The 12,933-nt window shown below is 46.7% G+C and carries 10 protein-coding genes; 8 read left to right on the plus strand and 2 right to left on the minus strand.

Annotated features, from left to right (window positions below; all coding sequences use genetic code 11):
• Window positions 1-20 precede the first annotated feature (20 nt).
• From M1J35_RS04535 to M1J35_RS04550, 4 genes are all read left to right on the plus strand, one after another.
• Window positions 21-1,085 carry a carbamoyl phosphate synthase small subunit gene (locus tag M1J35_RS04535; RefSeq protein ID WP_254652844.1) on the plus strand — a complete coding sequence of 355 codons (1,065 nt, stop codon included), beginning with the start codon at window positions 21-23 and terminating at the stop codon, window positions 1,083-1,085.
• A complete protein-coding gene (locus M1J35_RS04540) occupies window positions 1,078-4,122 on the plus strand; it encodes a carbamoyl-phosphate synthase (glutamine-hydrolyzing) large subunit (RefSeq protein WP_254652845.1) in 3,045 nt (1,014 codons plus the stop codon). Before M1J35_RS04535 ends, M1J35_RS04540 begins: the two co-directional genes overlap by 8 nt.
• Window positions 4,119-5,072, plus strand: coding sequence for an ornithine carbamoyltransferase (argF, locus tag M1J35_RS04545; RefSeq protein ID WP_224521572.1), 954 nt, complete (start codon window positions 4,119-4,121; stop codon window positions 5,070-5,072). The genes M1J35_RS04540 and argF overlap by 4 nt, the downstream gene beginning before the upstream one ends.
• Window positions 5,073-5,222: 150 nt before the next feature.
• Window positions 5,223-5,672: a YueI family protein gene (locus M1J35_RS04550; RefSeq protein ID WP_254652846.1), complete on the plus strand. Its 450-nt coding sequence runs from the start codon at window positions 5,223-5,225 to the stop codon at window positions 5,670-5,672.
• On the opposite strand, the gene M1J35_RS04555 is transcribed toward M1J35_RS04550, so the two are convergent.
• Together M1J35_RS04555 and M1J35_RS04560 are read right to left on the minus strand one after the other, a co-directional pair.
• Window positions 5,669-6,733 carry an AbrB family transcriptional regulator gene (locus M1J35_RS04555; RefSeq protein WP_254652847.1) on the minus strand — a complete coding sequence of 355 codons (1,065 nt, stop codon included), beginning with the start codon at window positions 6,731-6,733 and terminating at the stop codon, window positions 5,669-5,671. The genes M1J35_RS04550 and M1J35_RS04555 overlap by 4 nt on opposite strands.
• 73 nt (window positions 6,734-6,806) lie before the next feature.
• Window positions 6,807-7,163, minus strand: coding sequence for a cupin domain-containing protein (locus M1J35_RS04560; protein ID WP_254652848.1), 357 nt, complete (start codon window positions 7,161-7,163; stop codon window positions 6,807-6,809).
• Between the two features lie 574 nt (window positions 7,164-7,737).
• Between M1J35_RS04560 and gatC the strand changes: the two genes are divergently transcribed.
• The 4 genes from gatC (at window position 7,738) to M1J35_RS04580 (ending at window position 12,889) form a co-directional block, all read left to right on the plus strand.
• Window positions 7,738-8,028, plus strand: coding sequence for an Asp-tRNA(Asn)/Glu-tRNA(Gln) amidotransferase subunit GatC (gene gatC, locus M1J35_RS04565; protein WP_226671692.1), 291 nt, complete (start codon window positions 7,738-7,740; stop codon window positions 8,026-8,028).
• A gap of 12 nt (window positions 8,029-8,040) precedes the next feature.
• Complete coding sequence (gatA, locus tag M1J35_RS04570; protein ID WP_254652849.1) at window positions 8,041-9,501, plus strand: Asp-tRNA(Asn)/Glu-tRNA(Gln) amidotransferase subunit GatA; 1,461 nt, start codon at window positions 8,041-8,043, stop codon at window positions 9,499-9,501.
• 12 nt (window positions 9,502-9,513) lie between these two features.
• Window positions 9,514-10,944, plus strand: a complete 1,431-nt coding sequence (gatB, locus tag M1J35_RS04575; protein ID WP_254652850.1) for an Asp-tRNA(Asn)/Glu-tRNA(Gln) amidotransferase subunit GatB — start codon at window positions 9,514-9,516, stop codon at window positions 10,942-10,944.
• 316 nt (window positions 10,945-11,260) lie between these two features.
• Window positions 11,261-12,889, plus strand: a complete 1,629-nt coding sequence (locus M1J35_RS04580; protein WP_371928736.1) for a M4 family metallopeptidase — start codon at window positions 11,261-11,263, stop codon at window positions 12,887-12,889.
• The last annotated feature ends 44 nt before the right edge of the window (window positions 12,890-12,933 follow it).

Genomic DNA, 12,933 nt, shown 5'->3' on the forward strand with positions numbered 1-12,933 from the left:
TCATAATTGGAGGTCAACTCATGACAGGCTATTTATGTTTGCAAAACGGCAGCACCTTTACAGGGAAAGTCATGATGGAGGAAGAGGGCCCCGTTCAGGGTGAGATTGTATTTTTCACAGGAATGACAGGGTATCAGGAAGTGTTGACGGACCCTTCCTATAAGGATCAGATCGTCGTTTTCACTTACCCTCTCATCGGTCAGTACGGTGTGAATGAAGACGATTTCGAAAGCGGAAAGCCCCAGGTGAAAGGGGTCGTCATGCTCGGTTCAGCTGAATCATTTTCCCACTATAATGCGGCTTCGTCCCTTAAGGATTATCTTCAAAAATGGGAGATTCCTTTCATGACAGGGGTGGATACGAGACAGGTTGTAAAAGAGATCCGTCATGAGGGAAGTCAAAATGCATGCATTTCATATACAGAAGTGCTGCCTGAAGAAGAAACACTCAACGGTCAAATCGAAAAAGTCGCTGCTTCAGAAATTTTTCAAATGGGAAGCGGCAGCAAGCATATCGCCGTCATCGATTTCGGTGTAAAAAAATCGATCGTATCAAGCTTGTTGAAAATGGATTGTCTCGTGACGGTCATCCCGTATCACCAATTGGCGCAGTTGGATCAACTGAATGTCGATGGACTGGTATTATCCAACGGCCCTGGGGACCCGAAGGAAATGATGTCCTTCTTACCACAGCTGAAAGAAAAAATCCTGCAAATGCCGACACTCGGGATCTGCCTGGGTCACCAATTGATCGCCCTTGCACTGGGAGGGGAAACGGATCGATTGTTATTCGGGCACAGAGGGGCGAATCACCCGGTCATGGACAACGAGACGGGTGAGGTGTTCATCACATCGCAAAACCATAATTATGTAGTGAATCAAGATAGTTTAATCGGGACAGGGCTTGAGCCACGATTTATGAACGTCAATGATGGTTCCCTTGAAGGCCTGCAGCATAATAGTAAGCCGATCCTTTCCGTTCAATTCCATCCCGAAGCACGTCCTGGACCGGAAGACGCTTCGTGGATATTCCAGCAATTCTATCATTCGATTAAACAACCGGGGAGAGAGAAAATGTATGCCTAAAGATTCCAGTATTCAAAAAATCCTGATCATCGGATCGGGACCCATCATCATCGGGCAGGCGGCTGAATTCGATTATTCCGGCACGCAAGGGTGTCTTGCCCTGAAAGAAGAGGGCTATGAAGTGGTCCTGGTGAATCACAATCCGGCAACGATCATGACGGATACCGCTTATGCCGACACAGTGTATTGTGAACCTCTGACCGTAAAGACCTTGACGGCCATCATCGAAAAGGAACGACCACAAGGGTTGGTCGCGAGTCTCGGTGGGCAGACCGCCTTGAATCTGGCTGTCGGGCTCGATGAGAAAGGGGTCCTTGAGAAGTGCGGTGTGAAACTGCTCGGTACGTCCGTTGATTCGATCCAAAAAGGGGAGGACAGAGAAAAGTTCCGGTCGTTAATGGAAGCTTTGGGTCACCCGACGGCGGAAAGCAGCATCGTCCATGACCTGGAAGAGGCCCTGGATTTTTCTAAAGAGATTGCCCTTCCGATCATTGTCCGGGGGAGAGGGGGCGGGATCGCTTCCTGCATGGAGGAATACAAAAAACTCGTGCTATCCGGTTTGAAAGCGAGTCCGATCCATCAAGTGCTTGTGGAAAAAAGCATCGCCGGTTTCAAGGAAATCGAGTATGAAGTGATGAGAGATTCGAAAGGAAATTGTATATCGGTCTGTAATATGGAAAACTTCGATCCAGTAGGGGTCCATACGGGGGATTCCATCGTCGTGGCACCGTCCCAGACGTTGACAGACCGGGAGTTTCATATGCTCCGTACGGCCGCCTTTGATATCGTAAGCGCATTAGAAGTAGTGGGAGGATGCAATATACAATTTGCTTTAGACCCTAACAGCAACCAATACTATGTCATTGAAGTGAATCCGCGGGTGAGCAGGTCATCTGCCCTGGCGTCCAAGGCAACGGGCTATCCCATCGCCAAAGTAGCAGTGAAGATTGCGGTCGGCTACACATTGGATGAAATCATCAATCCCCTGACCAGGACCACCTATGCAAGCTTTGAACCTGCCCTTGATTACGTGGTCGTGAAATTCCCGAGATGGCCGTTCGATAAATTCCCTGAAGCGAACAGGATCCTCGGCACCAAGATGAAAGCAACGGGAGAAGTGATGGCGATCGAGCGCTCATTAGAGGCGGCGTTTCAAAAGGCGCTTCAATCGTTGGATCTTTCACTGGAGAGCCTGTATGGGGGAATGTCAGATCTGACATTGGAAGAATTGGAAAAAAAGGTTGTGACGCCGACGGATTCACGATTCTTTGAACTGATGGAGTTGTTAAGAGGGGGGCGATCCATCGATGCCCTCCACGAAATGACGGGGATCGATAAGCTGTTCCTGTCGGTGATGAGCAATCTTGTTGATATGGAACATAAGCTCAGTACATCTTCATTGAGTGCAGAGCTATTGAAAGAAGCGAAGGAGTTACGGTTTGAGGACAGTACCATTGCAGGGCTGACGGGAATGGCTGAAGCGTCTATCGTCGATTTGAGAATGGAAGAAGGAATCGTTCCCGTATTTAAAATGGTCGATACGTGCGCCGGCGAGTTTGAGGCCATCACGAACTACGCCTATTCAACGTATTATGGGACAAATGAAATCGAGTCTTTACCAGGGGAGAAAAAAGTCCTGATCATCGGGGCGGGACCGATCCGGATCGGTCAGGGAGTCGAATTTGACTACAGCGCCGTCAAGGCCATCAAGCGTTTGAAAGAGCACGGGTACACCACGATCATGGTGAATAACAATCCCGAAACCGTCAGTACCGATTATGAAACCGCGGACAGATTATATTTCGAACCGATTACGAAAGAAGCGGTCCTTGCCATCATCAAGCATGAGAGGATCGATACCGTACTGGTTCAATTCGGTGGACAAACGGCGTTGAACCTTGCCGGTATGTTAGAAGGAGAGGGAATCACACTGCTCGGAACGTCATCCGATATCATTGACCGGGTGGAAGATCGGGAGCGTTTTTATCAACTCCTAGATGGATGCATGATCCCCCGTGTGAAAGGGGACATATGCCACAGTAAAGAAGAAGCGATGCATGTTGCCGGGAATCTGGCCTTCCCTCTTCTATGCCGCCCTTCCTATGTCATCGGTGGCAAAGGGATGGTGAAAGTGAAGAGCCTTGAGGAAATGCAACGCTTCATCCAAACCGCAGATGAAGAATATTTTCCTATATTGGTAGATGAATTTAAAGAAGGCCGGGAAGTGGAAATCGATCTTGTAGGGGACGGGGAAGACGTCTATGTGCCTGGTGTGATGGAACATATTGAACGGGCCGGCGTCCACTCAGGGGACAGCATGTCCATCTTCCCTTCCGAGTCTCTATCAGGGGAAATCAAGGAGACGATTGAAGAGTATGCCCGTAAAATCGTATCCGCGCTTCAGTATAAAGGGATCATGAATATTCAATTCCTGCTGCAGAATCAAAACGTGTATGTATTGGAAGTCAACCCCCGGGCCAGCCGCACCGTACCGATAGTCAGTAAGATCCTTGGTTTTCCGTTGATCGATATGGCTACGGATCTCATGTGCGGGGAGCGTTTGACCATCGATGCGTTTTATCCTCCTTCCGAAATAAAAGGAGTCGGGGTGAAGTATCCCGTGTTCTCATCCCATGCTTTACCTGAGATCGATCAGATCCTCGGTGCGAATATGAAGTCGACGGGAGAAGGTCTATGTCTCGGGGAAACCGTTGAAGAAGCTCTATACAAAGTATTTGAAGAGCTGCATGCGGGAGTTGAAGCAGGGGGAACCATCTACGTCGATTGTGTGCAGGCTAAGCAATATCAAACGGCTGAAGAAGCATCATTCAATGAATGGATCAAAACCGATCATGCATGTCTCTACTTCAATGATGAGGAAACGGACGCGAAGAAAAGAATCGCTGCATTGGAAGCGGGTGTCACCGTCATAACGGAAGCGGAAACCCTGCAAGCCTTCATGCGGAGCAAGAATGCATACGTCCAGCCGAAGCCTTTAGTCCATTCAAAATCCATTCAGGGAGTGAGCCGAGTATGAACCATTCAACCATTGCACCATCTCCGGAGAACATGTCGTTAAAAGGAAGAGACCTCGTCACGTGGCTCGATTACACGGCGGAAGAGGTCCATGAGCTCTTATCATTGGCTCAGTACTTGAAGGAAAACCCTTATTCGAAGAGCCTCGAAGGAAAGACTCTCGGAATGATCTTTGAAAAGTCATCCACAAGAACACGGGTGTCATTTGAAGCGGGAATGCTCCAATTGGGAGGCCACGCCATCTATTTGAATTCCCGTGATATCCAGCTTGGAAGAGGGGAGTCGATTGCGGATACGGCACGCGTCCTGTCCTCTTATGTGGACGGGATCATGATCCGCACGTTCGAAACCGAGAAGGTGACACAGCTGGCAGAGTATGCCAGTGTCCCCGTCATCAACGGTCTTTGCGATACGTATCATCCATGCCAGGCGTTGGCCGATGTCCTCACGATCCTGGAAACCAAGGGGACGCTGAAAGGGGTGAAGGTCGTCTATATCGGGGATGGCAATAACGTGGCCCACTCCTTCATGATCCTCTGTGCCATGCTTGGGATGGAGGTCGTCGTTTCCTGTCCCGAGGGGTACGAACCGAAGGAAGATATCATAGGGAAAACGTTGGATCTGGCCGTGAAAAGCGGAGGGAGTTTCACCCTGACCCATGACCCGAATGAAGCGGTGAAGGGTGCTGATGTCGTTTACACGGACGTTTGGGCCAGTATGGGGCAGGAAGAGGAAGCGTTCAAGCGTCTCCAGGATTTTAAAGGATACCAAGTGAACGAGGAGTTGTTGAGTCATGCTTCTCCAAATGTGACATTCCTCCATTGTCTTCCGGCACACCGGGAAGAAGAAGTCACTGCAGCCGTCATCGACGGTCCATGTTCCGCCGTATTTCAACAGGCGGAGAATCGATTGCATGTCCAGAAGGCAATTTTACAATCGTTTTTCATATAAATGGCAAAGGGTCCGCTCACGTGTATGAGCGGACCCTTTTAGTTGCCTGAAAGCATTCCCATAAGAGAAAATGGGACAGAACCAAATGAACACATGTAAACATATAGTGTAGGAGAAACTGTAATTAGACGTTTTGGAGGTGCAATGTTTTTGAGTAAGCCAACCATAGATGATTACTTGGAAAATGGAATATATGGGCAGAAACAAACCAAGCCTGATGAAAGAAGGAAGTTTCTGGGGACCCTGCGAGAGCGGATCGTCATTGCCCTTACCCAAAGCCAGGTGAGGGAAAAGGGAATATACAAGGAAGTTCAGGATCAATTGAAGAAGCATCCTGATGCAAAGCTTTTACTGAATGGGAACATGAGCTATACCTTTTTATCTAAATACATTAAGCTTGCCGATACGTATCATGTGTCGTTTTCCATGGTGACCAATAAGGAGATCGAGACGGATATCGGACTCGTCCTCGCTTATGATCATGCCATTGATCAGGAAGAGATCTTTGTGCAGAAAAAAAGTGAGAAAGTGATGGAAGCAAAGGCGAAACCCAAGCCAAAGAAAAGCCTATTCTCATCCATTAAAAATAAGCTTTTCTAATCGTGATGGCCCCTTTGGAAAATCGACAGTTTGAAAAGCCCTTTCAAAATCGCTGGGATGATGAACAAAATAAATAAAATCCGGAATAAATGGTATCCGGTAATGATGGAAAGATCTGCGTTGACGGCTTGTCCGACCAGTGCCATCTCTGCCATGCCCCCTGGAGCCATGCTAATGAACGCAGTCAAAAAAGACACATCATGCCAGCGGCTTAATAAAAAGCTGAGTCCTACACAACCCAAAAGCAGGCACAGGGAAGTAAATAACGACCATAAGATGAACTTGCCCATCGAGTTGGATGACGAGAAATTCATCATGAAGCTAAAATAAATACCCAAAGATAATTGGGCCAGGATAATGAACAGTCCTGGCATATGCGGGACCGGCCATTCAGCCACCATGAAGCCGCCGATCACCAGGATCGGACCAAGTAAAGTCGGGGTGGGCAGGTGGATTCTCCTAGCCATGAAGCCTGCTGCAATGGCAATCATGAAAAAAAGGACAAACCCCCAGTGAAAAGAAGGAATCTCAAATTGACCAGATGCAGGACGTGGACCCGTTCCTCCTCCAGCTAAAAGGGGACTGAACACAAGGAACGGTACCACGAAAATGACAGACAGCAGCCGGATGACCTGAAGGATCGTCACAACGGTTAAGTCAATATCCTTCATTTCCTCTCCGAGAGCCACCATTTGGGAAAGGCCGCCAGGTATACTACCGGTAACCATCGAAGACAAACCGATTCCCGTCATTTTGGACGTAATGTAAGCAAGGACCATACTGAAGGCAATGATCGCAACCGTCATCGTCAGCATGGAAGGAAGCTGAGTAAAGATTTCAATCATCGTTTTCTGACTGAACGACTGCCCGATGGAATAGCCGACGATGATCAATCCAAGATCCCGGAGGTAAGACGGCCAGGCAAGCTCAAACTTTGTCCATCTGTTGATGAGAAAGACAGAAACCATGGAACCGAGAAGCCAGGACAAGGGAAGGTGCAGGAGCGTGAACAGCCCGCCGCCTAACACACCCGCTATGAAGGCTAGTAGAATTGGATACATTGTGAAAACCCTCTCCATTTACATACTCTATTTAAAGGTAATCAAATGGAGGAAAGGAAGCAAATGGAATGCTTTAGTTCGCAGTCAGGTACCGCTCGGGGTCGAGACTGCTTCCTTCGGCTACAATGGCGGTCATACCATCTTCAGATCCGGATTCATGCATTTCACCCTCTTGCCAGAAGACGGCCATGCCCGGTTCCACTATGATTTTTTCTCCCCCTTCGATCCTCACCCACCCACGTCCTGACGTGATCATCAGAAGCTGATCGCACATGGCTGGATGCATGCCCAGCACGCTGTTTTCCTCTAAATAAAAATACCCGATTTGGAATGGATCATCAGGCTTCAGTAAAGGATGGATCGTAACGTTTTGACTGTTGAATTGATGAATGGATTTTCCGGTCTTTTGTTTGAAACTATATATTTTCATGAAATCACCTCTTTTTATAGATTCGGTTTTGGGGTCGGGGAATCCTTTATTTTGGGGAGTGAAAAGAGTGGATATAACCATTATATGGAATATTACGCAATTAAAAGAAAAATGACGCAATTAAGTATGTAAATGACGCAATAAATAAAATAACGACGCAATTATCTCCAAAATGACGCAATCACCGGCCAAAACGACGCAATCTATTTCCCATGCCCCTTATTAACAGCCTTTTCCCCCATAAATTAGCAGATACCCCATTCAGAAAATAGCGAAGAAAGATCTCAATCATAGAATCCAGGCCAAATCGGCCACGAATCATCATGAAGAACCACTCCCCAGCTAAAAAAGACAATTTATCCCTATCATTTTATACAGGGTCGGACAGTCTAAACCAGTGTTCTTCACAAACTCACACCCACCCCTCATTTCGTGATAGAATAAACGGAGGTATGGACAAGAATCAGCCATGCCCCTAACAATGGTTATCTCTTATCATAGTTGCTTTAATGAAGCGAATTTTGGTATTATCAATAGTATTGTGAGTGTTCGAACATATACGGAGGTGAAGAAGATGTCTAGAATTTCTGAAGAGCAGGTGAAGCATGTTGCACACCTTGCACGACTAGCCATCACTGAGGATGAAGCGAAGAAGTTTACGACTCAGCTGGATGCGATCATTGGGTTTGCCGAGCAGCTGAATGAATTGGATACATCGAATGTGGAAGCAACAAGTCACGTACTGGATATGAAGAATGTGATGCGTGAAGATAAGCCTGTTGATGGCCTGCCACGTGAAGAAGTATTGAAGAACGCACCAGACAAACAAGATGGACAAGTTCGCGTTCCATCAATCTTGGACTAAGGAGGGGACCTCATGTCATTATTTGACCATAAATTATCAGAGCTTCATGAGCTTTTACATAAGAAAGAAGTTTCTGTCACAGATCTGGTAGACGAGTCATACAAACGAATCGACGCCGTTGAAGATAAAGTAAAGGCATTTTTAACACTGGATGAAGAGAATGCCCGCAGTAAAGCGAAGGAAATGGATTCCAAACTGGGGACGGATGAAAGTAAAGGTCTTCTTTTCGGAATGCCGATCGGGATTAAAGATAATATCGTCACAAAAGGTCTTCGTACCACTTGTGCAAGTAAAATCCTTGAAAACTTCAATCCGATTTATGATGCAACGGTCATCAATAAATTACATAGTGCCGATACGATCACGATCGGTAAATTGAATATGGATGAGTTTGCGATGGGTTCATCTACTGAAAACTCCGGTTTCCAGAAAACAAGCAACCCATGGAATCTTGAAACGGTCCCAGGCGGATCTTCAGGTGGATCGGCAGCATCCGTTGCAGCTGGGGAGGTACCTTTCTCACTTGGTTCAGATACAGGTGGATCGATCCGCCAGCCGGCCGCATTCACAGGGACTGTTGGATTAAAACCGACATACGGACGTGTATCCCGTTTCGGTCTTGTGGCATTTGCTTCATCTCTTGACCAAATCGGACCGATCACTCGTAATGTAGAAGACAACGCGTACTTACTGCAGGCCATCGCTGGGCTTGATCCGAATGATTCAACTTCAGCCAATGTGGAGGTTCCGAATTATGCGGAGGCTCTGACAGGCGATGTAAAGGGTCTTAAGATTGCTGTGCCGAAAGAATACTTAGGTGAAGGTGTCGGGGAAGAAGCCCGTCAAGCTGTGCTTGCTTCACTGAAAGTGTTGGAAGGTATGGGAGCGACTTGGGAAGAAGTTTCCCTTCCGCATTCTAAATTCGGTGTTTCAACTTATTACTTACTAGCATCTTCGGAAGCGTCTGCCAATCTTGCACGTTTCGATGGTGTTCGTTACGGCTACCGTACACCGAACGCAGAGAACCTTCTTGATCTTTACAAGAAGACACGTGCAGAAGGATTCGGGGACGAAGTGAAGCGTCGTATCATGCTTGGAACGTTTGCTTTAAGCTCCGGTTACTATGAGGCTTATTACAAAAAAGCACAACAGGCGCGTACGCTGATCAAGAAAGACTTTGAAGATGTATTTACGAAATATGACGTCATCATCGGACCGACAACACCGACGCCTGCTTTCAAAATCGGTGAAAAAATCGATGATCCATTAACGATGTATGCGAACGATATTTTAACGATTCCAGTGAACCTTGCAGGGGTACCGGGAATCTCAGTACCTTGTGGATTCTCTTCAACAGGACTTCCGCTAGGTCTTCAAATCATCGGAAAACATTTTGACGAAAGCACGATTTATCGCGTCGCTCACGCATTTGAGCAAGCGACAGATTTCCATACAAAAAGACCACAACTGTAAGGGGTGAAATCAATGAACTTTGAACCAGTAATCGGACTAGAAGTCCACGTAGAATTAAAAACGGACAGTAAGATGTTCTCTCCGGCGCCGAACCACTTTGGAGCAGAGCCGAACACAAATACAAACGTGATTGACCTTGGATATCCTGGTGTTCTTCCGGTGGTAAACAAGCGTGCCATTGAGTTCGGAATGAAGGCGGCGATCGCATTGAATTGTGAAATCGCAACGGATACCAAGTTTGACCGTAAAAACTATTTCTATCCGGATAACCCGAAAGCGTACCAAATCTCTCAATTCGATAAGCCGATCGGTGAAAATGGCTGGATCGAGATCGAAGTGAATGGTGAAAAGAAACGGATCGGAATCACTCGTCTTCACCTTGAGGAAGATGCAGGGAAACTGACTCACTCAGGTGACGGTTATTCCCTTGTCGACTACAACCGTCAAGGAACACCTCTGATCGAGATCGTATCTGAGCCGGACATCCGTACACCGGAAGAGGCATATGCGTATCTTGAGAAGCTTAAATCCATCATCCAATACACAGGGGTTTCCGATTGTAAGATGGAAGAAGGATCGCTTCGCTGTGACGCCAATATTTCCCTGCGTCCAATCGGTCAGGAGAAGTTCGGAACGAAAGCCGAGCTTAAAAACCTGAACTCCTTTAACTTTGTGAAAAAAGGATTAGAGTATGAAATCGTACGTCAGGAGAAAGTTCTTTTATCTGGAGGCTTGATTCAACAGGAAACGCTTCGTTTCGATGAGTCGACGGGTAAAACGATCCTGATGCGTGTCAAAGAAGGATCGGATGATTACCGTTACTTCCCTGAACCTGATCTTTTACATCTTCACATCGATCAAGAGTGGATGGACCGCATCCGTGCTGAGATCCCTGAGCTTCCGGATGAGCGTAAAAAGCGCTATGTAAAAGAGATGGGACTGCCTGCATACGATGCCATGGTTCTCACATTGACGAAGGAAATGTCTGATTTCTTCCAGGATACCGTTGAAGCAGGTGCAGATGCGAAGCTTGCCTCCAACTGGCTGATGGGTGAAGTATCAGCATACCTGAATGCACAGCAGAAAGAACTGGAAGATGTTAAGCTGACTCCACAAGGACTCGCGGGCATGATCGAGTTGATCGAAAAAGGCACGATTTCTTCCAAGATTGCGAAGAAAGTGTTCAAAGAGCTAGTAGAAAACGGTGGAGATCCTGAGCAGATCGTGAAAGACAAAGGCCTTGTTCAAATTTCTGATGAAGGTGCGCTCCTCAAGATCGTGACGGAAACGCTGGATGCGAATCCACAATCCATCGAAGATTACAAGAACGGGAAAGATCGTGCCATCGGCTTCCTTGTCGGTCAAATCATGAAAGCGACAAAAGGTCAGGCCAATCCGCCGCTTGTAAACAAATTATTGCTTCAAGAAATTCAAAAACGCTAACATTTTTCATATTGCCCCCCGAAAACATTTGGTTTTCAGGGGGCTTTCCTATGGGGGAGAGGGACGGACCTTGAAATAGTTCAAGGTCCGTCCCTCTTTTTGTTCAAATTTTCCTGATCCTAGTGGTTTTTACCCGTTTTGTGTAGGTCATTTAACCCGAGGTTGGAAAAGGTGAATATTAGGTCTTTCGGCTCGTTCGTAATATAGAAGGCTTGTATTATAGTATATCTAATGTTTTAAATAGTTTGAAAATTCTTTCAAAGAGGTGTTGTAATTGAAGAAGAAAGTCGTTGCACTAGGATTGACAGCAGGGTTAATGATGAGTCCGGTCTTGGCCTCGGAAGCATTTGGGGCTTCGAATGTTAGTGAAAAGGTGAATTTCAATTCACAGATGGGGACTCCTCAATTTATTTCGGGTCATTTGACGAAGGCATCTTCAAAGGCTCCGGAAACAGTTGTATTTGATTATTTAACAGACAAACAAAAGACGTTCAAGTTTAAAGGTGATTCGAAATTATCGTTCAAAGTAGTAGAAAAGCAGAAGGATGATCTGGGATTTACATATCTTCGCATCCAGCAGGTATATAAGGGCACTCCTGTTTATGGGGCTGTTCTGACAGCACATGTAAACAAAGAAGGGGTGCTCACAGCTCTATCGGGTGCGCCGGCAGCGAACCTGGATGGGAAACAAAACCTGAAACAAGCGAAGAAACTATCGAAAAAAGAAGCCGTTTCATCAGCTGAAAAGGATCTGGTTAAGGCAGTAGGCAGCCAGCCTGATTATGAATACGCCCCGAAATCCGAATCAGTGATCTATGTGAAAGATGGCGAAGCACATTATGCATATCTCGTAAACTATAATTTCCTGGCTCCGGAGCCTGGGAACTGGAATTATTTCGTGGATGCGGTCACAGGTGATATCCTTGCCAAGGTGAATGAAATTCATGAAGCAGGGAAAGGAGCCGGTAAGCCTGGCGGCGGTGGGGGTGCCGCTGGAGGTACAGATACTGTCGGTTCTGGTAAGGGTGTATTGGGGGATACGAAGTCTCTGAATACGTATCTTTCTTCTTCAACCTATTATTTACAAGATCGCACTAGAGGGAAAGGGATCTTCACTTATGATGGATCCAACCGTACCCGTCTTCCCGGCTCACTTTGGGCAGACAGCGATAACCTATTTAACGCAAGTTACGACGCAGCTGCAGTAGATGCACATTACTATGCAGGAACGACATATGATTATTATAAGAATACCCATAATCGAAATAGCTACGACGGCAATGGAGCAGCCTTGAAATCGACTGTCCATTACGGCAGAAACTATAATAACGCTTTTTGGAATGGTCAACAGATGGTATACGGTGATGGAGATGGATCGACGTTCGTATCCTTATCCGGCGGACTTGATGTCATCGCCCATGAGCTGACACATGCCGTGACAGATACAACAGCGGACCTGATTTATCAAAATGAATCAGGGGCCATCAATGAATCCATGTCCGATATTTTTGGAACATTGGTAGAATACGATGCCAATAATAATCCTGATTGGGAAATTGGGGAAGACATCTATACACCGAACAAAAGTGGAGATGCTCTTCGCTCCATGTCTGATCCTGCGAAGTACGGTGATCCAGACCACTATTCTGTAAGATACACAGGAACGCAGGACAACGGCGGTGTTCATATTAACAGCGGAATCGGTAATAAGGCGGCATACCTGTTAAGTCAAGGTGGTACACACTATGGTGTGAAGGTGACGGGGATCGGAACGGATAAGACCGGTAAGATTTACTACCGTGCCCTTACACAATATTTAACACCATCCTCGAATTTCAGCCAGCTTCGTTCAGCGGCGGTTCAGGCAGCAACGGATTTATATGGTGCAGGAAGTGCTGAAGTGGCAAGTGTGAATGCTGCGTATAATGCGGTAGGCGTCAACTAAACAGGTAGAGAGGAGAGAAGGGCTGTCATGGCTCTTCTTTTTTT

Source organism: Rossellomorea sp. KS-H15a, from assembly GCF_024195245.1.
In the GTDB taxonomy this organism is placed as follows: domain Bacteria; phylum Bacillota; class Bacilli; order Bacillales; family Bacillaceae_B; genus Rossellomorea; species Rossellomorea vietnamensis.